The organism is Neomesorhizobium albiziae (assembly GCF_900114255.1).
Lineage (GTDB): Bacteria > Pseudomonadota > Alphaproteobacteria > Rhizobiales > Rhizobiaceae > Neomesorhizobium > Neomesorhizobium albiziae.
Genome location: NZ_FOSL01000010.1, coordinates 75,822 through 99,498 on the forward strand (window position 1 = coordinate 75,822; position 23,677 = coordinate 99,498).

The window sequence follows — 23,677 nt, forward strand, 5'->3', positions numbered from 1 at the left end:
CGTCACATCTCCCTTGGCTCGGCCGGGAAGAACTTGAAGTACGGCCCGGCTTCCTCGACCACCCGCATGAAGGAGGGCCGCTGCATCAGGCGGCCGAAATAGGCGGCGAGGTTTTTGTGGCGCCCGCCGAAAGGCTGCACCTTGTTGGCGTAGAAGAGCGCCGGCGAGGCCGCGCAGTCGGCCATCGTATAGGTTTCGCCTGCCGCCCACGGCCGGTCCGCCATCTGGTCTTCGACGATGTCGTAGGAAGAGACGATCTGCGCCCGCTCGACCTTCACGCCGTAGGGGTCTCTTTTGTCTGCCGGCCGCAGCCTGTCAGCGATGATCCTCTGCATCGGCAGATGGACGTAGTGGTCATAGAACCGGTCGCCGAGACGCGCCTGAAAGGCCGCGTCCGAGTCGCGGGGCACAAGGTCGACCATGCCTGGAAAATGCTCGGCCAGATATTCGGTGATGATCGTCGATTCGGGGACAGTGCGATCCCGCGCCTCGTCACGCAGCACCGGAAACTTGCCGACCGGCCAGACCTTCTGGAAAGCCGCCTTCGATTCCGCGTTGCCGAGATCGACGATCACCGGCTCGAACGGCGTGTCGTTCTCATAGAGAGCGATCAGCACCTTCCAGCAGAAGGAAGCGAGCGGGTGGTAATAGAGGGTCAGCGACATTGCGGTCTCGTTCTGTTCAATTGTAAAGTGGATGCTTAACTATTGCGCCGTCACCCGGCTGTCAATGGTTAAGTCAACGCTTAACTCTTGGTGTGGTCGAGGATGGCTGCGGCGATCTCCTGCCAGTCCTGGCGGTGCAGTTCGTGGCCGCCGCCTTGCAGTTTCACCAGCCTTGAGCCGGGCACCGCGCCAGCGAGAGCCTCGCCATGCTCGACCGGGAAGATCGGATCGGCGGTGCCATGGATGACCAGCAGCGGCACCCTCATCTTCGGCAGCCGTCCCTTGAAGCCATCGCCGCCTGAAAGCATGAAATGGTTGGTGGCGCTGAGATAGCCGCCGGAACGGTCGTAGTCGCTCTCGATGAAGGCCAGTGCGGCGGCTTCGTCGAAGGGATGCGCGGTGCCGGCAATCATGCCGACGTCCTTCACCACGAAATCGATCGCCTGCTGGCGGTCGCTCCAGTCGACGCTCGCGCCGGCTTCCGAATGCTCCATATAGGCCTGCGTCGTCTGCGGCAGGTGGGACGTGTCGGTGCCGAGCGGCGACGTGCTGATCGCGGTGAACGACAGCACCCGCTCGGGATATTTCAGCGCCACGATCTGGCCGATCATGCCGCCGAGCGACATTCCCACCACGTCAGCCTTTTCGATGCCGTAGCCGTCAAGCACACGGATCGCATCGTCCGCCATGTCGTCGAAACCGTAGGATGGTTCGCCAGGCGCGTATTTGGTCGAAAGGCCGGTGTCGCGGTTGTCGTAGCGGATGACATGGCGACCGCCCGCGGCAATCTGGCGGCAGAATTCCTCCGGCCACCAGAGCATCGACGCCATCGCGCCCATGATGAGCAGCACGGCCGGATCTTCAGGGTCGCCGAAGGATTGGGTGGCGATCACGACGCCGTCGGCGCGGATGGTCTTGGTGCTCATGTCGATATTTCCCTCTTCTGGAAATGCGCCTCGTGCGCCAAGCAGATTTGTCACGGTGGCGGCTGTCGCGGCCTGGATCAGGTTGCGTTTGGATATGTTCAGGACGTGTTCCATCGATGCCTCCTCCCGGCGCTCGTCTAACCAATTGTATTTTGCAACTGGTTGCAGTATAATCATAACCGATTTTGATTTGCAACCGGTTTTTTGGAGCAACGGGGATGAACGAGGAATTCAGGGAATCCAGGTCGGGATGCCCCATCAACCTGTCGCTGGAAGTGTTCGGCGACAAATGGAGCCTGCTCATCCTTCGCGACATGACGTTCGGCGGTAAGCGGCATTTCCGGGAACTGATGCGCTCTCAGGAGGGCATCTCCTCGAACATCCTGGCCGACAGGCTGAAGATGCTGGTCGAGAAAGGCATCCTGACCAAGGCGGACGACCCCACGCACAAGCAGAAGGCGATCTACAGCCTCACCGAAATGAGCATCGAGTTGGTGCCGATCTTCGCCCACCTTGGCGCCTGGGGCCGCCGCTGGCTGCCGGTGAGCGAGGAACTCAGCATTCGCGCGCAGCTGCTGGAAGCGGGCGGCCAGGCGATGTGGGATGAGTTCATGGCGGAACTGCGCGAGGAACATCTTGGCGCACCGCCTCCGGACCGGTCGAGGACCGGCGGCAGGACGGTTCGCCAGACCTTGCAGGTCGCCTACGAGGCGGTGCTTGCGCGGCAGGCCGCCGAAAGGGCTGCGGAATAACCGGAAGCCGCCCGCATTAGCGGCAGGCCGATCTCCCCCCTTGTGGGGGAGATGTCCGGCAGGACAAAGGGGGGCAACGTAGGGCACATCATCATGTTGCGTCGAAGAGCAACTGCAATGTTACCGCCCTGCCAGCCCCTTTAGCCGGTAGAGCGCATCGAGCGCATCGCGCGGCGTCATCTCGTCGGGATTGAGCGCCGCCAGCGCATCGCCCAGCGCATCGGATTTCGCCGGCTTCGGCGCTTCCTTCTTAGCGGCGACGCTGAACAGCGGCAGGTCATCGACCAGGCGGTCGACCTTGCCGGACTGCTCGCCCTCTTCGAGCTGGTGCAGCACGTCCCTGGCGCGGTTCACCACGGCTTCGGGCAGGCCGGCAAGCCGCGCCACCTGCACGCCATAGCTGCGGTCGGCCGCGCCCTTGCCCACCTCGTGCAGGAATACCACGTCGCCTTCCCACTCCTTCACCCGCATGGTGACGTTGGAAAGCCGCGACAGCTTGGCCGAGAGCGATGTCATTTCGTGGAAATGCGTGGCGAAGATCGCCCGGCAGCGGTTCTTCTCGTGCAGGTATTCGACCGCCGCCCAGGCGATCGACAGGCCGTCGAAGGTGGCGGTGCCGCGGCCGATCTCGTCGAGGATGACCAGCGCCTTCTCGCCCGCCTGGTTGAGGATGGCCGCCGTCTCCACCATCTCGACCATGAAGGTCGAGCGGCCACGCGCCAGGTCGTCGGAAGCGCCGACGCGGGAGAAAAGCCTGTCCACGACGCCAATGTGGGCGCTGGCGGCAGGGACAAACGAGCCCATCTGCGCCAGGATGGCGATCAGCGCGTTCTGGCGCAGGAAGGTCGACTTGCCGCCCATATTGGGGCCGGTGAGCAGCCAGATGGCGCCATGCCTGCCGTTCTCGCCGGGCGACAGGTCGCTGTCATTGGCCACGAACGGGCTCTCGGCGGCGCGGCGCAGCGCCTGCTCGACAACCGGATGCCTCCCGCCCTCGATCCGGAACGCCAGGCTGCCGTCGACCAGCGGCCGGTTGTAGTCTTCCGATGCGGCGAGCACCGCAAGGGCGGCCGACACGTCGAGCACTGCAAGGGCTGCCGCACCGGCGCGGATCGCGTCGGCATGGCTCACCGCCTCCGCCACCAACCTGTCGAAAACGCCGAGTTCAATTGCCAGCGCCCGGTCGGCGGCGTTGGCGATTTTTGTCTCCAGCCCGGCAAGCTCGGTGGTGGTGAAGCGCATGGCGTTGGCCATGGTCTGGCGGTGGATGAAGCGCGCCTTCGCCCCGTCCGAGCCCATCATGATGTCCTGATGGTTGGCCGTCACCTCGATGTAGTAACCCAGCACATTGTTATGCCTGATCTTCAGCGACCGAATGCCTGTCTCGTGGATCAGGCTGCGTTCCAGTCCGGCGATGACTTTTCGCGATTCGTCGCGCAGTGCCCGCATTTCGTCGAGCTCGCCGTCGTAGAGCGAGCGCACGAAGCCGCCGTCGCGCTTCAACAGCGGCAGTTCGTCGCCCAGCGCGCTGCTGATATGGCTGGCGAAATTGGCAGGCAGCGCTGCGATCGCGGCAAAGGCCGCCTGCAGCTCGGCCGGCAGCATCGCGCCGGCGAAAAGTTGGCCGATTTCGGCCGCCGCCTCGAAGCCGGCCCTCAAGCCGCCGAGGTCGCGCGGGCCGCCGCGGTTGAGCGCCAGCCTCGACAGCGCGCGCGGCATGTCGGCAACCCCCTTCAGCGCGGCGCGCAGGCCTTCGCAGAGCCTCGGTTCGGCCAGGAAGAACGACACCGAATCCAGCCTGGCCGAGATCGCCTGCGGCTCCGTCAGCGGCGCCATCAGCCGGTCGGCGAGCAGCCGTGCGCCGGCTCCCGTCACCGTGCGGTCGATCGCCTTGAACAGCGAGCCGTCGCGGCTGCCCGACATGGTGCGCAACAGTTCGAGGTTGGCGCGTGTCGCCGGGTCGATGAACAGCGACGAGCCCGCCTGCTCGCGCTCCGGCCGGTCGAGCGGCGGCCGCTCGGCCTTCTGCGTCTTCTCAACATAGGCGATCGCGCCGGAGATCGCCGAGAGCTCGGCGCGCGAGAACGTGCCGAAACTGTCGGGCGTCGCCACGTCGTAGAAGCGGGCGATCCGCATCGTCGCCGAGGCCGAATCGAACAGGCTGGCCGGCTGCGGGCAGGCCGCGCGGCCAAGCATGTCGAACACCGGCTTCAACTCGGCATCGTGGAACACCGGCTCGGCGACGATCAGTTCCTTGGGGTCGACGCGGAAGATGTCGGCCGCCAGCCGCTCCGCCGTGGTTTCCGAAACGCGGAAGGCGCCGGTGGAAATGTCGATCCAGGCCAGCGCATAGGCGTTTTCGGCGCCGCCTTTCACGCGCCCCAGCGCCATCAGGAAATTCGATTCCGATGGGGCCAGCAGTTTTTCCTCGGTGATGGTGCCGGGCGTCACCAGGCGGATGACGTCGCGCTTCACCACCGATTTGGAGCCGCGCTTCTTTGCCTCCGCCGGGTCCTCGATCTGCTCGCACACGGCGACGCGGTGGCCGAGCCCGATCAGCTTCTGCAGATAGTCGTCGGCGGCATGCACCGGCACGCCGCACATCGGGATGTCCTGGCCGTCGTGCTTGCCGCGTCTGGTCAGCGTGATGCCGAGCGCCCGGCTTGCCACTTCGGCGTCGCCGAAGAACATCTCGTAGAAATCGCCCATGCGGTAGAACAGCAGCGAATCCGGGTTCGCCGCCTTGATCTCGATGAACTGCTCCATCATCGGCGTCGCGCCGGCGGCCGGCAGTGTGGTCGGCGTGCCTTCCATGCGTCTTGGCGTTTCGTCGTTCACGGCTCGTTTCGTTTCTCTATCACGGCGCTCCCCTCGTTATTGCGGGGAGAGGATGCCGGCGGGCAGGTGAGGGACGGCACACACATGTCCGATTGCCGAAGCCTTCAACCAGTTCCAAAAACACTCTCTTCCTGATTGGCGGTTTACAGCTTCGAAGTGTAGCCTTAATCCCGAATGCTCCACAAAAAGAAGTGCCTATCCGGGAGGGAACCGCTCACATCATGGCTTCAGGCAAGAAAACCGACAGCGCCGGCCCTTCCGTCAGCGCACAGGAAGCCCTCGAATTCCACGCCATGGGCCGCCCCGGCAAGCTGGAAATCTCTCCCACCAAGCCGATGGCCACGCAGCGCGACCTGTCGCTCGCCTATTCGCCGGGCGTCGCGGTGCCCGTCAAGGCCATCGCCGAAGACCCGACCCGCGCCTTCGACTACACCACGCGCGGCAACATGGTGGCCGTCATCTCCAACGGCACCGCCATCCTCGGCCTCGGCAATCTCGGCGCTCTCGCCTCCAAGCCCGTGATGGAGGGCAAGTCGGTGCTGTTCAAGCGCTTCGCCGACGTCGATTCGATCGATCTCGAGGTCGACACCGAGGACGCCGACGAGTTCATCAACTGCGTCCGTTTCCTCGGACCTTCCTTCGGCGGCATCAACCTGGAGGACATCAAGGCGCCGGAGTGCTTCATCATCGAGCAGCGCCTGCGCGAGCTGATGGACATCCCGGTCTTCCACGACGACCAGCACGGCACCGCCATCATCGCCACTGCCGGCCTGATCAACGCGCTGGAGATCACCGGCCGCGACATGAAGACGACCAAGCTCGTCTGCAACGGCGCCGGTGCTGCCGGCATCGCCTGCATCGAGCTCGTTAAGTCGCTCGGCTTCTCGCCTGAAAACGTCATCCTGTGCGACACCAAGGGCGTCGTCTACCAGGGCCGCACCGAAGGCATGAACCAATGGAAGTCTGCGCACGCCGTCAAGACCGACAAGCGCACGCTGGCCGACGCCATGGACGGTGCCGACGTGGTGTTCGGGCTGTCGGCGCGCGGCGCCTTCACCAACGCCATGATCCAGTCGATGGCGAAGAACCCGATCATCTTCGCCATGGCCAATCCCGACCCGGAGATCACCCCGGAGGAGGTCGCCGAGATCCGCACCGACGCCATCATGGCGACCGGCCGCTCGGACTATCCCAACCAGGTCAACAACGTGCTTGGCTTCCCCTATATCTTCCGCGGGGCGCTCGATGTCCGCGCCACCACCATCAACGACGCCATGAAGGTCGCCGCCGCACGCGCGCTGGCCGAGCTTGCCCGCCAGGACGTGCCCGACGACGTCGCCGCCGCCTACCAGGGCATGCGGCCGAAATTCGGCCCCAACTACATCATCCCGGTGCCGTTCGACCCGCGCCTCATCTCGGCCATCCCGGTGGCGGTGGCGCAGGCGGCGATGGAAAGCGGGGTCGCCGGCCGGCCCATCCTCGACCTTGCCAAATACGCCAACGAGCTGTCGGCCCGCCGCGACCCGATCGCCTCCACCCTGCAGCGCATCTACGACCGCGTGCGCCGCCAGCCCAAGCGCGTCGTCTTCGCCGAGGGCGAGGAGGAGCAGGTGATGCGCGCCGCCGTCTCCTATGTGAACCAGAAGCTCGGCACCGCCATCCTGGTCGGCCGCGACGAGATCATCAGGGAAAACGCCCGCCATGCCGGCGTCGACATCAACAAGCCCGGCATCGAGATCATCAACGCCCGCCTGTCGCGCCGCAATATTGTCTATGCCGACTATCTCTACGAGCGCATGCAGCGCAAGGGCTACCTGTTCCGCGACTGCCAGCGGCTGATCAACAACGACCGCAACCATTTCGCCGCCTGCATGCTGGCGCTGGGCGATGCCGACGCGGTGGTAACCGGCGTCACCCGCAACTATTCGACGGCACTGGAAGACATCCGCCGCGTCATCGACGCCAAGCCCGGCCACCGGGTCATCGGCGCCTCCATCGTGCTGTCGCGCGGCCGCACGGTCATCGTTGCCGACACCGCCGTCCACGACATGCCCAATGCCGAGCAGATCGCCGACATCGCGGAAGAGGCCGCGGGTTTTGCCCGCCGCATGGGCTACGAGCCGCGCGTCGCCATGCTTGCCTATTCCACCTTCGGCCACCCCGCCGGCGAACGCTCCGAGCGGGTGCAGGAGGCGGTAAAAATCCTCGACAAGCGCCGCGTCGATTTCGAGTATGACGGCGAGATGGCCGCCGACGTGGCGCTCAACCCGCGCGCGATGGCGCAATACCCCTTCATCCGCCTGTCGGGCCCGGCCAATGTGCTGGTCATGCCGGCGTTCCACTCGGCCTCGATCTCGACGAAGATGCTGCAGGAACTCGGCGGCTCCACGGTCATCGGCCCGCTGCTGGTCGGCCTCAACAAGCCGGTGCAGATCGTGCCGCTCAACGCCAAGGATTCGGACATCGTCAACATGGCGGCGATTGCGGCGTATTCGGCGGGGGCTTAGCTCGGCTGTCACCAAACCAAAGTTTGTTGCCCTTCCCTATTTGGGAAAAGCATTAGCTCGGTACTTAAATTACGGTTAATTTGTTATTCTACCGTTTTTGACCAAATGCTAAACATATTGTTAATTCCGTAATACGCTCGGCCCAGAACACGCACTACCGTCTCGCCTTGAGAGAAGGGTGCCTGAAAGCAGTGAAGGCGAATGAGGCGTGCCGGCCGGAGGCACACCCTCCCGTCGTCATCCTCGGGCGGAGCAGGCCGAAGGCCGTCGCGCAGACCCGGGGATCCATGCCGTGACCTGACGGCAGCGCACTGCGGTCCAGCTGTACTTCTTTTGGCTCTGCCTCTCTTGTCATCAGCCTCGCGGCATGGATCCTCGGATCAAGCCCGAGGATGACGAAGCAGAGGGGTGTGGACAAAATTCCCCACCTGTTTCCCCTCTGCTAAAGATTCTTCCGCGCGATTTCAATCACTTAGCCGAATCGCCAAAATACTTTTGTCCACACCCCTTCCGCATAATGCCCTCACTGTTCTCGCGGGGAAGCCTGGTGCGCACGGGGTATCAGGTGAGGACGGCGGCGCCGGATCGGCGGCACGACGGTTGTGCCGCTGGGGGAATGAACCCGCAGGTCCGGGCCCTGACCGAGGCTAGTTCGCGGGCCTGAAAACCCGCGCTCCCTGCGGTAGGGCAAGAACGCCGGCGACGCCTGGGAGACCGCGCCGCTAAACAATTGAAATGGCGCGGTCCCAGGCGTCGCTTCCCGGCCTTCCAGAGGCGCGGGCCGCCTTGGCGCGCGCCTGAAATCCCCATCACAATCATCGGAGGGAACCAGATGCCGAAAACCAATACGAGATCGAACCCGGCAAGGCCGGCCAATATCGCCCGCCCGGCGGTGATCTCCCACCAAATCGCCCCTTACCCTTTCGCGTCCCGCCACGCCTTCACCAGCTTCTTCGGCGCGGTGCGCAAAAAAGTCTGCTCCAGCCGGTGGCTGAGTTCGTCGAGCGGGATTTCGTGGATGCGGGCAAGCAGCGCCGGCCAGCCCTTGTAATGGTCGGTCTCGAAATAGATGTCGGGTGCGGCCGCCATCAGCATTTCCTTTTCCTCCAGCGGGCACATCAGCACCACCGTGTCGGGGTCCTTCACGCGGGAAAGCATTTTCTTGCCGACCCTCAGGGCCGGCGTGCCGTAGGAGAGGCTCTCTTGCACCTCCGGCAGCGTGCTTGCCGCCTGTTTCAGCTTTTCGAAAGCCGGCAAAAGATCGTCGTCGGACATGGCGTGATGACTCCGCCGCAGTGCAGTCCCTGTTTGCGCGCTCCGGCTTCCCGGAAGGCGTCAGGGCGCGTCGAAAATGGTGCTTTCTTTCGAGCCGAAGCGGAGCGTACTTAAAGTACGTGAGCATCGGAGCGCAGGAAAAGCGCCATTTGCAGACCGCCATCACGCCTTTCGTCTCAGGCGGCGAAGCGTTCGGCCTCGGCACCATAATAATTGAGGTAGCGGGCGCCTATCTCGGCCACCGGCATGACGATGAACACGTCGGTGGTGCCGAAATCGTGGTCGACCACGCAGCCGTCGCCGATGCGCGCGCCGACCCTGAGATAGCCCTTGATCAGCGGCGGCAGCGCGGCGATCGCCTGGCGCGTGTTGACCGCCTCGCGCGGCAGCATGTCCATGGCGCGATAGCGGCCGGCCACCGCCCGCACGTCCCATTGCGGCTCGGTGCGGCAGTAATGCGCGAGATAGGACAGCGCCTCGGCGTGGGCGGCGGGCTCGGTGCCATGGAAGGAGGCGCAGCCGGTCATCACGCCGATCGCATGGTGGTTGATGTAGGCGTAAAGACCCTGCCAGAGGATCTCGATGGTGCGCTTCGAGCGGTATTCCTTCAAGACGCAGGAGCGGCCGAGTTCAAGGAAGCGCTGCCCGGGGTGGCGCGCGACCAGCTTTTCCAGCTCGAATTCGTCGTCGGAATAGAAGCCGCCGGCGGCCGCGGCGCTCTCCTGCCGAAGCAGCCGGTATGTTCCGACGATGCGGCGGTGGTCGGGTCCGGGCAGTGCGTTGTCGACGACCAGCAGATGGTCGCACAGCGCGTCGAAGCGGTCCCGGTCGCGCTCTTCCAGCGAATGCAGCGCATCGCGCCGCGCGCCAAGCTCTCCGTAGAAGACGCGGAAACGCACTTCCTGGACCGCGGCGATCTCGGCGTCGTTGCGAGCGAGCCGGACTTCAAGCGAGCCGATGCGGCCGAGCGTGCCACCTGTCATGACGGCGTCGAACCTGCGGGCCAAGCGTGGCGATTTGTTGGCAGCCGGGTAATCGTCACGCTCCTGCAGTACCGTTTGCACGGGTGATTCTCCTTACGAGCCATCTGGGCGCGGGGATAGAAGGACTGTGCAACAGGAGGATGACAGTAACGTGAAGCGTTCAGCCGGGCAATAGTTTGCCGGTTTCAGGCGGCGACTTGGTCCTCGACCGCGCGCACCAAAAGATCGGGGTCTAGCGGCTTGGTGACGAAGCCGCTGGCGCCGTGGGCCAGCACCGAATGCCGGGTCTTTTCCTGGCTGTCGGCCGAAAGCACCATGATCGGCACCGGCGGCAGGCTCCTTTCCTCTTCGAAGCGCCGGATCGCCGAAATCGCGTCGAGCCCGTCCAGCACCGGCATGTGCAGGTCCATCAGCACCAGGTCGTAGCGGTGCCCGGCGGCGGCGGTCAGCGCATCGACGGCCGCGCGGCCGTTGCCCACGACATCCACATGGTGGCCGGCCTTGGTCAGCGTCGCCTGCGCCAGAAGGGCGTTGATGTCGTTGTCCTCGGCGATCAGGATCGACAGCTCGCGCCGGCGAAAGCTCCTGGAAACCGCTTCCCGGCGGGGCTGCGGCCGGTCGGAGCCGGCAGGTGCGGCAACGTTGGCCGGCGTCGTCAAAAGCACGCGGATCAGCGTTTCGCCGCGCACCGGCCGCGCCAGGAAAGTCGTGTAGCCGCCCGCCCGGAATTCGCCGAGCATGCCGCGGTCGGTCGGCGCGATCAGCGTCACCGCCTCGGCGCCGGCAAGCCCCAGGTTGCGCAGACGCCGCAACAAGCGGCCATCGGTCCGTTCGAGCGCCGCGTCGACCAACAGCGTGTCGCAATGGCCCGCATGAGCTGCGGCAAGTGCGGCGGTGCCGGCGATTTCGGCGTTGCCGCCATGGGCGCGCACGGTGCGGGCGATCGCCTCGGCCTCGGCCTCGTTCTGCGAAACCACCACGACATGGCGTCCGTCCAGTGCCCCCGCACGCTCGACGGTTGTCGCCACTGCGTCCGTCGCCGGGATTTCGAGGACGAATTCCGATCCCTTGCCGGGCGCGCTGGACACCGAGATCGTTCCGCCCACCGCATCGGCGATGCGCTTGGAGATCGCCAGGCCGAGGCCGGCGCCGCCATGCCTGCGTGTCGAGGTGCCGTCGGCCTGCTCGAATTCCTGGAAGATGCGGTCGAGATCGTCCTGTTCCATGCCGGGTCCGGTGTCGGCTATGGAAAACCGCACCACGGGACCGCTGTCCGTCGTTGCCGCCGTCACCGCGACCAAGACGCCGCCGGCGTCGGTGAATTTCACCGCATTGCCGACGAGGTTGATCAGCACCTGTCGCAATCTTCCGGGATCGGCGACGATGGTCGCCGGCACGTCGGGAGCCACATGGCAGCCGAGACCGATATCCTTGGCGAAGGCCTTCGAGGCCAAAAGTTCGACGACGCTTTCGGCAAGCGCGCGCGGCGAAACCGCCTGCTGCTCGAGGTCGACGCGGCCCGCCTCGATCTTGGAATAGTCGAGCAGATCCTCGATCAGGGCGAGAAGCGCTGAAGCCGACGTCGAGACCGCGCCGACATAGGTGCACTGTTCGGGCGAGAGCTGCGTGTCGGCCAAAAGCTTGGCCATGCCCATGATGCCGTTCATCGGCGTGCGGATTTCGTGGCTCACCGTTGCCAGGAAGCGCGATTTGGCCTGACTGGCAAATTCGGCCCTTTCGCGGGCGCTGATCAGCGCGGTTTCGGCGCGTTTGCGCGCGGTGATGTCGCGCGCGATGGCGCGATGCGACACGGCATCGTTCTGCTTGTCGCGAACCGAGAGTTCGATCCACGAAAACCAGCGCAGCCCTTGCGGCGTGCGGATCGCCACGTCCGTGGAACTCAGGCACTCGCCGTCGGAGAAGGCGGCGTCGGGAACCACGCCGACATCGACGCCGATCTCGGCTAGCGTTTGCCCGAACAGCCGCTGCTGCTCGAAACCGACGAGGTCGGCAAAAACCCGGTTGGCGTAAACGATGCGGCCCTCGCGGTCGCGGTGCACCACAAGGTCGCCCAGCGCGTCGATCAGCCCGCGAAAGCGCTCCTCGCTTTCCTGCAATTCCCACACGCGGTCGGCGAGCTTTTCGAACTCTGCGCGGCCGCGCACCAGATTTTCATCGACAGCGGCAGCGGCTTTTGCCTCGGCGCGAAGCGACCGCGCGATTGCCCCCAGGCCAGCCAGCCCGATCAGCGCCAGTATCGCGCTGATGAACAACGGCGCGCTGCTCAGATACGAAAGGCCGGCGACAGTGAAGACCGCGCCGACCAGCAGGATGTGCGCAACGCGCGGTTTGCCCCGCGCCATCTCGGCAACCAGCGGCGGCGGCGCGATCGCAATGCGCTCCAGCGCATCCGGCATGGCGCCGGGCGCATGACCCCCATGCGATTTCTGTCCGTCCAACCGGGATTTCGCCAGCATGCGAAAACCCTAATCTGCCAAGCATTAGGGAAGCTTTTGGCGGATCGCTACAATTTTAGGGGCCAGCCGAATTGCAGCCGGCGCACCTTACATCTCCACCACCACCCGGCCCCTGACCTTGCCCTCGACGATATCGCGGGCGGCGTCGATGATGCCGTCGAAGGGAACCGTCGTCGAAAGTGCAGCGAGTTTCGCATGGTCGAGATCGCTGCCGATCCGCCGCCATGCCTCAAGCCGCAGCGCTCGCGGCGCCATCACCGAATCGATGCCGAGCAGCGATACGCCGCGCAGGATGAAGGGCGCAACGCTCGTCGGCAGGTCCATGCCTTGCGCCAGGCCGCAGGCCGCGACGGCTCCGCCGTAAGACGTCATCGACAGGACATTGGCCAGCGTATGGCTGCCCACCGCGTCGACGCCGCCCGCCCAGCGCTCCTTGGCGAGCGGCTTGGCGGGACCGGAGAGTTCGTCGCGCGAAATGACCTCGGCGGCGCCCAGTTCCTTGAGGTAGTCGCTCTCGGCCAGCCGGCCGGTCGAGGCGACGACATGGTAGCCGAGCTTCGACAGGATCGCGACGGCGACCGAGCCGACACCGCCGGCGGCACCCGTCACCACCACCGGGCCGCGGTCCGGCGTGATGCCGTGGCGCTCCAGCGCCATCACCGAAAGCATCGCGGTATAACCTGCCGTGCCCACCGCCATGGCGTCGCGGGCGCTCATGCCCTCCGGCAGCGGCACCAGCCATTCGCCCTTGACGCGGGCCTTGCCGGCGTAGGCGCCGTGATGCGTCTCGCCGACGCCCCAGCCATTCAGCACCACCTTGTCGCCACGCCTCCACTCCTCGTTCTCCGAGGCCGTCACGGTGCCGGCGAAGTCGATGCCGGGAATGAGCGGGAAGCGGCGCACCACGGGCGCCTTGCCGGTGATCGCCAGCCCGTCCTTGTAGTTGACCGTCGTCGCCTCGACGGCAACGGTGACATCGCCGTCCATCAGGTCGGCCTCGGTCAGCTCCGTCACGGCCACCGACTGCTTTTTGTCCTCGTCACGCGAAACCAGGATGGCTTTGAAGGCTTCTTCCGGCATTTTCTTCTCCCAGCGCTTAGGGGTGTATTTGAGATTCAGGTCCGGCCGCGCCGAAAATTACGGCTTTCGAGAACCAGAGCGGAGCGTACATTTGGTACGCGAGCACCGGCAAGCGCAGAAAGCCGCCATTTGCAGGTCGGCTGAATATCAACACGCCCCGGGTCAATCGTTCGATGGTTTTACCCGGTCGCGGCGCCAGCCGACAAACTCCTCGAGGATCACCAACCCGGCGCCGATGGTGATGAACGTGTCGGCCATGTTGAAGACCGCGAACGACCACCCCGGCGTGTGGAACAGGATGTAGTCGATGACGTGCCCGTAGACGGACCGGTCGATCAGATTGCCGACGGCGCCGCCGACGATCAGCACGAAGCCGATCCGCGCCAGAACCTGGCGTTCTGTCGTGCGCGACGCGAGATAGAGCACGAACGCGACGACCACCAGCGAAAGCAGGATCAGCCCCTTGTCGCCCATCGAGGAAAACATCGAGAAAGCGACGCCGGTGTTGTAGGTGCGAAACAGCGCTAGGAACGGCAGCACATCCACCTGCACATGCATCTCCAGCCGGGTCTCGACCAGATATTTGATGTACTGGTCGACTGCGACCACCAGCGAAAGCAGTGCCGCCATCCAGCCCCAGGTTCTTGCCTTCACGCTCTGGCCTCCGGGTCGAGCTTCAGGGCGCTGCGCCTGATCTCGAACAGCATCACGCCGGTTGCCACCGCCAGGTTGAGCGAATCGGCGCGTCCGGCCTGCGGGATGCGCAGCAGCCGATCACAGATTTCGGCGAGATTGTCGGGCAGGCCCTGCTGCTCGTTGCCCATCATTAGCAGTACCGGGCGGTTGGAAAATTCGACGCTGCGATAGTCGACCGCGCCCTTCAGATGGGTGCCGGCGACAAGGCCGTGAAAGCCCTTGCGCCAGGCGATGAACGCCTCCGGCGTGGCTTTTGCGATCGGCACCGCGAAGATCGAGCCCATCGTCGCCCGCACCGTTTCCAGCGAAAACGGATCGGTGGTCTCGCCGATCAGGATGACGCCCTTGGCGCCAACTGCGTCGACGGTGCGGATCACCGTGCCGAGGTTGCCGGGATCGCGCACCCGGTCCAGTGCCACCCAGACGTCGTTCCGCTCCGGGCGGATATCCTTCAGCGGCATGTAACGTTGCGCGAAGACGCCGACGACCGCTTGAGGATTGTCGCGGCGGGTGATCGCCGTCAGCACTTTTTCGGAGACTTCGAGCACCGTCCCACCGGCGGCAACCGTGCGCGCCGCCACCTTCTCCACCGCCGCGTTGCCGATCGCCGTCTTGGCGAAGACCAGCGTCTTGATCGACCAGCCGAGATCGAGCGCGTCGATGACCAGCTTCAGGCCTTCCGCGAGAAAAGCGTTCTGGCTGTCGCGGAATTTCTTCAGCGCCAGCGCCTTGATGTCCTTGACCAGCGGGTTTGCGAGGCTGGTGACCTCCTTGACCCGGCCCGGCGCGCCCGTGCGATGCTCGCTCATGTGCTTTCTCCGCGCATGGTCTCGTCCGAAAACCGGTTCGGGATCATGCGGCCACCCAGCGCGAGAACAGCGAGGTGGAGAGCGCGCGGCCTGCCGACTTCTCGCGGATGATCAGCTCTCCGGATTCGACGGCGCCGCCCATGCCGGCAAATGTGTCGCGCATCAGCGCATGGATGGCAAAGAAGGAGGCGCGGATCGAATAGGCGGTAAGCACCACCGCCAGCGGTTTCGGCGTCAGGATGGAGCGGCAGATATCGGCCAGCGCCGGCAGGTCCTCGAACAGCTGCCACACCTCGCCCTTCGGCCCCCGGCCATAGGCGGGCGGGTCGAACAGGATGATGTCGTAGCCATTGCCGCGGCGCTCCTCGCGCTCGGCGAATTTCATCGCGTCCTCGCAGATCCAGCGGATCGGCTTGCTGGCCAGCCCCGCCATCTCCTGGTTCTCGCGCGCCCAGCCGATCGCCTTCTTGGAGGCGTCGACATGCGTCACTTCGGCGCCGGCGCGCGCCGCGACCAGCGACGCCAGTCCGGTGTAGCCGAACAGATTGAGCACTTTCACCGGCCGTTTCGCCCGTTCGATAAGCCCGGCCATGTGATCCCAGTGGGATGCCTGCTCCGGAAACACGCCGACATGTCGGAATGAAGTGAAGCGCCCGAGATAGTCGATGCCGTCGTGCTTCATCGGCCAGGTCTCGCCGAGCGGCGTCTTGGGGAAGCGCCAGCGGCCCAGGCCCTCTTCGTCGGTGTCGCCGGTGAAGATGGCGTCCGCCGCGTTCCACTCCCGCGCCGGCAATGCGCGCTGCCAGATCGCCTGTCCCTCAGGCCGCACGATGCGATAGGGCCCGTATTGCTCCAGCTTCTCGCCATCGCCGCTGTCGATCAGCGCATAATCCCGGTTCGGCGCCACTTCGAGGATCAGCGGCAGCCGTTCCGCCGGCAGGGCTCCATCGCGGCGGGTGAGCTGGCGCGGCTTCGCCGCAGGCTCGGTGGTGTGAACCGGCGCCTGCTGCTCGTCCCTGCGTTTGCCGTGCTGGACGGGCGCGGCCCGGCGGTCGGGCGGCGTACGCTGGTCGCGGCGTTTGTCGCGCGTGGGTTTCAAGAAAAACGATCTCCGGCGATGCAGGCCGCTTCTGCCACAGCCCACCCGGTCGTGCAACAAAGCGGGGCGCGTCGCATTGGCGCTGGCGGCGCCGGCTCCGATGCGGCCTGCCGTCAGGCGCGCAGCGGGATGAGCGCGCGCAAGCGGCTATCGCGCAGGAAAAGTCCACCCCAGACCATCACGCCCAGGCCGATGGGAAAAAGGAACCAGGGGTTTTCCAGGCGCGCAATGGCGGCGGCCGCGCCGCCGAGATGGCCGGTCAGCAATATCGCGCCAAGAACGGCGGTGCGCGGAATCAGATAGAGGACAACGCAGACCAACTCCATTATCCCGATACCGACAATCAGGCTCTCGGGGTAACCCAGCCGTTGGGCTCCTTCCACGGCGGCAGTCATTTTCAGGAGCCTTATGCTGCTGTCGAAGAGCAGGTACAACGCAACCAGGGCAGTTACGACGCGTCCGATGCGGACATTTGTCGAGACCGTAGCCGTCTGGGTATCCGGTTCAACCATGTGCTCCTGCCTTCATTGCAGCGATGATCCGCGGCGACAATAGGACGAAAATGCCACCTGCCAAAGCCCATCCGGTCGCGAGCGTCGCATGAGCGTTGCGTGCAGTCAGGCGCGAGGGGGACGTCGTATCGAAAGCAGCGCGCAGGCAAGGGCGATGAAGCCCGCCAGCTTCAGGGCGGCCACGACCATGTGACCTACCTCCCAGCGCCAGCGGATGGCTTCGAAGTTCGCCGCGATCGGCCCGGGCGTCCAGGTGGACAGGACGCCGTTGGCCGGCGCCACCAGCACGAACCACGCGGCAAGAGCGATCGCGTAAAGGAACGCCGCCGCGATGGCGCAGCGGAATGCCCGGCGGTCGTTGTGAAGGATCAGCGCCAGCACCGCGGGAAAGGCGATGGCTGATATGTCGAGCGGGGCGCCGACGGCCGCGAAAAGCCGGAACTGGGCGTTGAACACGGTCGTTTCGCGCCACAGCTCCGGCGACCACTGGGTGAGGCGCGGCACCGATTCCAGCACATGGGCGAACGATGGCCCGAGACTGAGAGCGGCGACTGTGGCGGTGAGAACCGCCCACAGGAACAAGGACACGCGCATTTCCATCGCTAGGAAACGGCTGCCCGGGGGTTACGTTCCCCGCGGCATGATGCGGACTTTCCGCCCGCGCCGTGTTTGCTTAAGAGGGACCAGCCTGCTGCAGCGGCATCTCTCCAGATCGGACTCCAGGACTCGGAACTCTAAATGAACCTGATCATTTTCGATTGCGACGGCGTGCTGGTGAACAGCGAGGAAATCTACATCGCCGCCGAACTGGAATTCCTCGCCGGCATCGGCGCCAGCTTCGAGCGCGGCCCCTACATGCAGGCGTTCATGGGGCTTTCTCCCAGCATGTGGCGCGAGAAACTCGAACCGGCCGTCGTGGCCAGCATCGGAAAGGCCTTGCCGGCGGATTTCTTCGACCGGCTGCATGCATTCGCGGTGGCGAAAATCGAGACGGGACTGGCGGCGTTGCCGGACGCGTATGAGACCATCGACGCCATCGCCATGCGGCGCTGCGTCGCCTCGAGCACGCCGTCGCCGCGGCTGCGGTGGAAGCTGCAGCGCGCCGGGCTGATCGATCTTTTCGGGCCGCACATCTTCTCATCCGACATGGTGACCAATGGCAAGCCGGCGCCCGACCTTTTCCTTCATGCGGCGGCAACGATGGGCGTCGATCCCGCCGACTGCCTGGTCATCGAAGACAGCGCCAACGGTGTGCTGGCCGGCAAGGCGGCAGGCATGAAGGTCATCGGCCTCACCGCCGGCGGCCATTGCCTCGACGGCCACGCCGACATTCTTGTGGACAGCGGCGCCGACATCATCGTCGACCGTTATGCCGGTCTGGCGGACGCTGTCGAAAAATTCAGGCGCGCTGCGTAGGGTGTGTTGAGATTCAGATTAGGCCGGCATCTCAGAGCATTTTGCAGCCAAATGGAATCATTTGGCGTCAGCATAAATGCGGCAAAACAGACAGTCAGAGCGAGTTACCGGTTCTGAAAGTACCGGAACCGCTCTAGGCTTCGAAACGCCTGAAAACCTCAATGCCCGCCGCCAGGTCCTCCAGCGCCGCCCCTACCGACTTGAACAGGGTGATCTCGTCTGCCCCGCCGCGGCCCTTCTTTTGGCCGCGCGCCAGTTCGTGCAGGTCGGCGACGATGTCCTCGGGCTTGAGCACGCCCGACGCCAGCGGCTGGACGATGTCGCCGGCCTCCTTGGTGGCGCCGGCGCGTGTGTCGACATAGACGCGGGCGCGGCGGATCGCGTCATCGTCGCTCTCGCGCATGCCCGGCGCGAAACCGCCGACCAGATCGACATGGGTTCCGGGCTTGAGCAGCGCGCCCCTGACCAGCGGCGTGGTGGCGATCGTCGCCGAAGAGACGATGTCGGCGTCGCCCAGCGCCTGCTCGAGATCGGCCGCCGCCTCGACCTCCAAGCCCTCGGCCTTCAGTTGCGCCGCCACCTTTTCGGCGTTGGCGAAGGTACGGTTCCAGATGCGTATCTGGCGGATCGGACGCACCGCCGAATGCGCCTTGGCAAGGAAGGGCGCCAGCGCGCCGGCGCCGATGATCAGGAGGCGGGAAGCATCCTCGCGGGCGAGATAGGAGGCGGCAAGCGCGGAGGCGCAGGCGGTGCGCCATTGCGTCAGCCGCTGCCCGTCGATCAGCGCCTGCGGTTCGCCGGTCTTGCCGTCGAGCAGCAGGTAGAGCCCCATCACGGCCGGCTTGGCGATTTCGTTGTTGTCGGGCGAAACGGTCACCACCTTCACGCCGATGTGGCCGTTGGCGGACGTGCCGGCCGCGTTGAAGTCGGTCCATGCGGGCATCAGGAGAAGCGTCGAAGCAGCACCATCCGGTCGCTCGACGGTATGGTGGTGACGCACCGGCTGCACCGCGCCGTCACGAAACGCCGTGCGCAATGTTTCGACCAGGCCGCCAAAAGTCAGCGCGCGGTCGACCGCTTCGGCCGAAATCATGAACATTCGTCGTCCCCCAGAAGTTCCGGCTACCGTCCCAGAGCGGTTCCGGTTCTTTCAGAACCGGTAACTCGCTCTAACTACTTGTTTTACCGCATTTATGCGGATGCCAAATGATTCCAGTTGGCTGCAAAAATGCTTTCGAGCGTCCAAAGGACGCGCGGCGCTCTAATCCCGTTGTCAGGCGTTGTGCCTGGTGATCGCCTGTGTCTGCGCGGTGGCTTGCGAGGCGTTGCGCTGTACCGAATCGCGCAGGATCTGCGCCTCCTGCCCGCGCTGCCGCGCCAGCTTGCGGTAGCGTCCCTGCTTCAGCCAGGTGGCGACGCTGCCGACGATCAGCCCGACGGCGAGTGCGGCAAACAGCAGCACGAACAGCGGCATTTGCAGCGTCAGCGCCTGATTGCCGGGATTGAACGGGTCGAGGGTGAAGGCGACCGGGCCGCGGTTGGCGACCGCCAGCGCGATCAGGATGACGGCCAGTGGCACGAAGACCACGACAAGCAGGAAACGGTTGTACATTTCAACTTCCACTATCGGCCGGCGGAGGGGCCGCCGGCGCGTGTCCTGGAGCAGCGAATGCCAAAAGAATCGCCTTCGCTGCTCCATCCTTTGTTCAGCATCGGGTTTTTCGAAACCCCTTCGCACTTTTCGGTCCGATGCTCTAGTTTTCGACGTTCAGCCGCTCGCGCAGCTCCTTGCCGGTCTTGAAGAACGGCACCCATTTTTCCTCGACCTCGACCGATTCGCCGGTGCGCGGGTTGCGCCCGGTGCGTGCCGGCCGGTTTTTCACCGAGAAGGCGCCAAAGCCCCGCAATTCGACCCGGTTTCCATCGGCAAGCGCTTCGGTGATCTCTTCGAAAATCGCGTTGACGATGTTCTCCACGTCGCGGAGGAAGAGATGCGGATTGCGGTTGGCAATAATCTGTACAAGTTCTGACTTGATCATACTTCGTCCCCTGCGAATGTGTCTTATTTTTAGTATGAGGATGATTTTATTCGATTTTCAGTCGGTCAAAACGGCCTTCTCAGGGTGCCAGACCGACAACATACCGTCAAGAAAGATACGGTCGACGCCGAGTTCCTTCAGGAGATCGGCGCCATATTCCGGCAGGCCGAGCGACTTCGCCAGCGCGTTGGCGAACAGGAAGCCGCCGCGCGAGCTCTTCGGTTCCCATTCGATAACCTTCAGCTTGCTGTCCACCCCCTTCGTGCCCAGCCATTCGATCGCCTCGCGTTCGCCGCCAAGCGAATCGACAAGTTTCCTGCTGAGCGCCTGGCGGCCGGTGAACACCGAACCGTCGGCAAGCGTCATCACCTCGGTCCGCGGCAGCGTCCGCCGATCGGCGACGATGCCGACGAACCAGTCGTAGCTGTCGAGGATCATGCTGCGGATCATCGCGCGCTCTTCCTCGGTGGTCGGGTTGAACGGCGAGGGCTCCGCCTTCAGCGGCGACGATTTCACCTCTTCGAGCTTGATGCCCACCTTGTCCATCAGCCCGGTAAGGTCCGGAAACTGCACCAGGACGCCGATCGAGCCGACGATCGAGGATTTGCGCGCCACGATGTGGTCAGTGGCGCTGGCGATCATGTAGCCGGCCGAGGCGGCCAGCGTGCCGACCTGGGCGACCACCGGCTTCTCCTTGGCAAGCAGTCGCACCTGGTCAAAGATCGCTTCGCCGCCCGCGGTGGTGCCGCCGGGGGAATCGATCGACAGGATCACACCTTTCACCGCCGGCGACTTGCGTATGCGCTCGAGCCGCTCCAGCAGTTCCTCGTTTTCGGTGATGGTGCCTTCGATCTTCACCTTGGCGATGTGGTTTGTGGTGCTGCTCCTGAACTCCTCGCCGTAGAGCCAGGACGAGACCGCGCCGATCGCCAGCGCGGCAACCACGATGGCGGCGATCCTCCAGAAAGTGAGTTTGCGCCGCAGTCTGCGGCGGTCGATGATGTCGTCGGCGCGGAGGGCCATGGCTGTTTCCTGAACGCGGAGAACCGGTTGTAGACCATGATCCGGACATATTGAAGCCGTTCCGTGCAATCGGGCGGATGCCGCAACGGCGGATCCGCGGCAAGGCCGGCAACAGGCATTCGCACGTCAGAACAGCCGCTTATCCAAAAATTACCATATTGCAGTGCAACAGATGCGCGGGGCGACAGACCGCCGGAAAGTCCGCAATGCTCGCGCATGTCCGGCGGCAATAATGGCGGGACCTGCAACCGGAAGGCGTAAGCCGCTTCCCCGGAGCTGGAAAAATTCGTTGTTCAACCCCCCTGTTTCGGGCGGGGCAGGATTTCTATATGCTGTTCGACCTTGAAGTGTCAGTTTTCAACGCGGCGTGGGCGGCCGCCAGCAAGCCGGGTTCATGATGGCGATAGCCGCAACACAACCGGAAGACAACTCCCGCAATCGGCCGAAAATGCCGCAGCGGGTAACCAAGCCGGACAACGCATCCCGGGTGGCGGAATTTCATCAGGCGCAGCATCATTCGCGCCGGGTGCGATGGCTAAAGGTCGTCCTGCCTTCCGTGGCGGCAGTCATGGCGCTCGGCTTTGTCGGCTATTCCTATGTTTCGAGCCCTGCCAAGGGGGTCGACGTCGACATTTCCAGTTCCGCGGTTTCCGACGGCAAGCTGGTGATGGCCAGCCCCAAGCTGGAAGGCTTCACCAAGGACAATCTGCCCTATTCGATGAAGGCGTCCCGCGCCTTGCAGAACCTGACCTCGACCGGGATCATCGAACTCGAGGACATCGACGCGAAGCTGCCGGTGGATGACAAGAACGTCGCCACGATCGGCGCCTCCCGGGGCACCTACGACCGCGACAAGAACACGCTCGACATCCCCAGCGAAATCGTTGTCACCACCACCGACGGCATGGTGGCCAAGCTGAAATCGGCGTTCATCGATATCGGCAAGGGGGATTTGAAGACCACGGACGCTGTCGATATAGCGCTCAAGGGCACCAATATTACTGCCGATTCGATGATCATCCTTGAAAACGGGAAGGTTTTGGTATTCGAGAAGCGGGTGCGCATGCAACTCAGCCCCGACAAGGTCAAGGCCGGGCAACAGGCAGACGGAGGGACCAATGCCGCGAATTGATCGACACTCGGCCAAGACTGTCCTGCTCGGATTGATGCTGGCGGCAATGGCCGCGGGTCCCGCCCTGTCGCAGGACCAGCAGCAGGGCCGGCTGGGGGGCCTGAAGCTTTCCGGCGACCAGCCGATCCAGATCGAAAGCGACAAGCTCGAGGTCCGCGAGGCGGACTCGATGGCGATCTTCAGCGGCAATGTCAGCGTCGTGCAGGGCCCCACCTTGCTCAAGGCCGGCAAGATGACCGTCTACTACGCCAAGGACGGCGGTGGGTCGGCGACCACCGGCTCGGCCAACATCGACCGGCTCGAGGTCGAGGACAAGGTGTTCGTGAAATCGGAAACCCAGACCGCCACCGGCGACAAGGGTTCGTTCGACATGAAGACCGAGATCTTGAACCTCACGGGCAAGGAAGTCGTGCTGACCGAGGGCGAGAATGTCCTCACCGGCTGCAGCCTTACCGCCAACATGAAGACCGGCCTTGCCGAGCTTGGCGGCTGCGGCGGCCGGGTCAAGACGCTGCTGACGCCAAGTTCCCAGCAGCAGAGCCAGTAATGGCGGCAGACATACCCCTGTTTTCGCGCCTGGGTTCCGCGAGGAAGCCGGCGACGCCTCCGCTCCATGCCGACAAGCTGAAAGGCACGCTGATCGCGCGCGGCCTGACCAAGAGCTACAAGGGCCGGCAGGTGGTGAACGGCGTGTCGTTCGGCGTTCGCGCCGGCGAGGCCGTCGGCCTGCTCGGACCCAACGGCGCCGGCAAGACGACCTGCTTCTACATGGTCACCGGCCTGGTTCCCGTCGACCAGGGCAAGGTCGAGATCGACGGTTTCGATGTCACCGCCATGCCGATGTACCGCCGCGCCCGCCTCGGCGTCGGCTACCTGCCGCAGGAAGCCTCGATCTTCCGCGGCCTGACGGTCGAGGACAACATCCGCGCCGTGCTGGAAGTGGTCGAAAAGAGCCGCAAGGAGCGCGAAACCAACCTCAGCGCCCTGCTCGACGAGTTTCATATCGCCCATCTCAGGAAGTCGCCGGCCATCGCGCTTTCGGGCGGCGAGCGGCGGCGCCTCGAAATCGCCCGGGCGCTGGCAAGCCGACCCAGCTACATGCTGCTCGACGAGCCGTTCGCCGGCATCGACCCGATCGCCGTCGCCGACATCCAGCAGCTGGTGCGCCATCTCACCCAGCGCGGCATCGGCGTTCTGGTCACCGACCACAATGTCCGCGAGACGCTCGGCCTGATCGACCGCGCCTACATCATCCACGCCGGTGAAGTGCTGGCCCACGGCCTGCCGACCGAGATCGTCGCCAATCCCGACGTCCGCCGCCTCTATCTCGGCGAGGGTTTTACCCTCTGAGACGGCCGGACCGTCCGGCGAAATCTCCATCTTCCGCAAAATTTTGCCCGATTCCTCGCGGTTTTGCGATTTTAACGGCCGCTTGCCCGGGAAACAGC

Annotated in this window: 22 protein-coding genes; 6 read left to right on the top strand and 16 right to left on the bottom strand. The window is 64.6% G+C overall.

All coding sequences use genetic code 11. The features are described 5' to 3' along the window. Positions 1 to 2 precede the first annotated feature (2 nt). Positions 3 to 665 (bottom strand): glutathione S-transferase family protein, encoded by a 663-nt coding sequence (locus F3H98_RS16940; RefSeq protein ID WP_149761336.1) that lies wholly within the window; start codon positions 663 to 665, stop codon positions 3 to 5. A gap of 80 nt (positions 666 to 745) precedes the next feature. Next, positions 746 to 1,591 carry an alpha/beta fold hydrolase gene (locus F3H98_RS16945; protein ID WP_149761444.1) on the bottom strand — a complete coding sequence of 282 codons (846 nt, stop codon included), beginning with the start codon at positions 1,589 to 1,591 and terminating at the stop codon, positions 746 to 748. A gap of 218 nt (positions 1,592 to 1,809) precedes the next feature. Between F3H98_RS16945 and F3H98_RS16950 the strand changes: the two genes are divergently transcribed. Then, on the top strand, positions 1,810 to 2,343 hold the full coding sequence (locus F3H98_RS16950) for a winged helix-turn-helix transcriptional regulator (protein ID WP_149761337.1): 534 nt from the start codon (positions 1,810 to 1,812) through the stop codon (positions 2,341 to 2,343). Between the two features lie 120 nt (positions 2,344 to 2,463). Here the strand turns inward: F3H98_RS16950 and mutS are convergent, their stop codons facing one another. Continuing rightward, positions 2,464 to 5,157 carry a DNA mismatch repair protein MutS gene (gene mutS / locus F3H98_RS16955; protein ID WP_149761445.1) on the bottom strand — a complete coding sequence of 898 codons (2,694 nt, stop codon included), beginning with the start codon at positions 5,155 to 5,157 and terminating at the stop codon, positions 2,464 to 2,466. 245 nt (positions 5,158 to 5,402) lie between these two features. On the opposite strand from mutS, the gene F3H98_RS16960 reads away from it, so the two are divergent. Next, the gene (locus tag F3H98_RS16960) at positions 5,403 to 7,688 is read left to right on the top strand and encodes an NADP-dependent malic enzyme (RefSeq protein ID WP_149761338.1); all 2,286 of its coding nucleotides are present in this window, start codon (positions 5,403 to 5,405) and stop codon (positions 7,686 to 7,688) included. Positions 7,689 to 8,603: 915 nt separating this feature from the next. On the opposite strand, the gene F3H98_RS16965 is transcribed toward F3H98_RS16960, so the two are convergent. The 9 genes from F3H98_RS16965 to F3H98_RS17005 all read right to left on the bottom strand — a co-directional run bounded on the left by F3H98_RS16965 (position 8,604) and on the right by F3H98_RS17005 (position 17,207). Beyond that, a complete protein-coding gene (locus tag F3H98_RS16965) occupies positions 8,604 to 8,963 on the bottom strand; it encodes an MmcQ/YjbR family DNA-binding protein (protein ID WP_149761339.1) in 360 nt (119 codons plus the stop codon). Positions 8,964 to 9,139: 176 nt separating this feature from the next. After that, on the bottom strand, positions 9,140 to 9,946 hold the full coding sequence (olsB, locus tag F3H98_RS16970) for a l-ornithine N(alpha)-acyltransferase (RefSeq protein ID WP_149761446.1): 807 nt from the start codon (positions 9,944 to 9,946) through the stop codon (positions 9,140 to 9,142). A gap of 185 nt (positions 9,947 to 10,131) precedes the next feature. After that, positions 10,132 to 12,423: an ATP-binding protein gene (locus F3H98_RS16975; RefSeq protein ID WP_149761340.1), complete on the bottom strand. Its 2,292-nt coding sequence runs from the start codon at positions 12,421 to 12,423 to the stop codon at positions 10,132 to 10,134. 87 nt (positions 12,424 to 12,510) lie between these two features. Next, positions 12,511 to 13,503, bottom strand: coding sequence for an acrylyl-CoA reductase (NADPH) (acuI, locus tag F3H98_RS16980; protein ID WP_149761341.1), 993 nt, complete (start codon positions 13,501 to 13,503; stop codon positions 12,511 to 12,513). Positions 13,504 to 13,665: 162 nt separating this feature from the next. Further along, positions 13,666 to 14,133 carry a signal peptidase II gene (lspA, locus tag F3H98_RS16985; protein WP_149761447.1) on the bottom strand — a complete coding sequence of 156 codons (468 nt, stop codon included), beginning with the start codon at positions 14,131 to 14,133 and terminating at the stop codon, positions 13,666 to 13,668. A 20-nt stretch (positions 14,134 to 14,153) separates the two neighbouring features. After that, positions 14,154 to 15,008 (bottom strand): TrmH family RNA methyltransferase, encoded by an 855-nt coding sequence (locus F3H98_RS16990; protein ID WP_149761342.1) that lies wholly within the window; start codon positions 15,006 to 15,008, stop codon positions 14,154 to 14,156. Between the two features lie 43 nt (positions 15,009 to 15,051). Further along, entirely contained in the window at positions 15,052 to 16,107 is a 1,056-nt protein-coding gene (locus F3H98_RS16995; protein WP_149761343.1) for an RsmD family RNA methyltransferase, read from the bottom strand. 113 nt (positions 16,108 to 16,220) lie between these two features. Continuing rightward, positions 16,221 to 16,619, bottom strand: a complete 399-nt coding sequence (locus F3H98_RS17000) for a DoxX family protein (protein ID WP_149761344.1) — start codon at positions 16,617 to 16,619, stop codon at positions 16,221 to 16,223. A 105-nt stretch (positions 16,620 to 16,724) separates the two neighbouring features. Next, positions 16,725 to 17,207: a DUF1772 domain-containing protein gene (locus tag F3H98_RS17005; protein ID WP_188130448.1), complete on the bottom strand. Its 483-nt coding sequence runs from the start codon at positions 17,205 to 17,207 to the stop codon at positions 16,725 to 16,727. A 150-nt stretch (positions 17,208 to 17,357) separates the two neighbouring features. On the opposite strand from F3H98_RS17005, the gene F3H98_RS17010 reads away from it, so the two are divergent. After that, positions 17,358 to 18,035, top strand: a complete 678-nt coding sequence (locus tag F3H98_RS17010) for an HAD family hydrolase (protein WP_149761346.1) — start codon at positions 17,358 to 17,360, stop codon at positions 18,033 to 18,035. A 133-nt stretch (positions 18,036 to 18,168) separates the two neighbouring features. Here F3H98_RS17010 and lhpI read toward each other — a convergent pair whose 3' ends face one another. From lhpI to sppA, 4 genes are all read right to left on the bottom strand, one after another. Then, positions 18,169 to 19,134: a bifunctional Delta(1)-pyrroline-2-carboxylate/Delta(1)-piperideine-2-carboxylate reductase gene (lhpI, locus tag F3H98_RS17015; RefSeq protein WP_149761347.1), complete on the bottom strand. Its 966-nt coding sequence runs from the start codon at positions 19,132 to 19,134 to the stop codon at positions 18,169 to 18,171. 174 nt (positions 19,135 to 19,308) lie between these two features. Continuing rightward, positions 19,309 to 19,647 carry a LapA family protein gene (locus F3H98_RS17020; RefSeq protein WP_149761348.1) on the bottom strand — a complete coding sequence of 113 codons (339 nt, stop codon included), beginning with the start codon at positions 19,645 to 19,647 and terminating at the stop codon, positions 19,309 to 19,311. Between the two features lie 142 nt (positions 19,648 to 19,789). After that, positions 19,790 to 20,074, bottom strand: a complete 285-nt coding sequence (locus tag F3H98_RS17025; RefSeq protein ID WP_149761349.1) for an integration host factor subunit beta — start codon at positions 20,072 to 20,074, stop codon at positions 19,790 to 19,792. Positions 20,075 to 20,131: 57 nt separating this feature from the next. Next, positions 20,132 to 21,097: a signal peptide peptidase SppA gene (gene sppA, locus F3H98_RS17030; protein ID WP_149761350.1), complete on the bottom strand. Its 966-nt coding sequence runs from the start codon at positions 21,095 to 21,097 to the stop codon at positions 20,132 to 20,134. A gap of 394 nt (positions 21,098 to 21,491) precedes the next feature. Here sppA and lptC point away from each other — a divergent pair, with 394 nt between their 5' ends. The 3 genes from lptC to lptB are packed head-to-tail and all read left to right on the top strand — an operon-like array spanning position 21,492 to position 23,579. After that, positions 21,492 to 22,229 (top strand): LPS export ABC transporter periplasmic protein LptC, encoded by a 738-nt coding sequence (gene lptC / locus F3H98_RS17035; RefSeq protein ID WP_244621754.1) that lies wholly within the window; start codon positions 21,492 to 21,494, stop codon positions 22,227 to 22,229. Beyond that, positions 22,216 to 22,776, top strand: a complete 561-nt coding sequence (locus tag F3H98_RS17040; RefSeq protein WP_149761351.1) for an LptA/OstA family protein — start codon at positions 22,216 to 22,218, stop codon at positions 22,774 to 22,776. Before lptC ends, F3H98_RS17040 begins: the two co-directional genes overlap by 14 nt. Then, entirely contained in the window at positions 22,776 to 23,579 is an 804-nt protein-coding gene (gene lptB, locus F3H98_RS17045; protein ID WP_149761352.1) for an LPS export ABC transporter ATP-binding protein, read from the top strand. Before F3H98_RS17040 ends, lptB begins: the two co-directional genes overlap by 1 nt. The last annotated feature ends 98 nt before the right edge of the window (positions 23,580 to 23,677 follow it).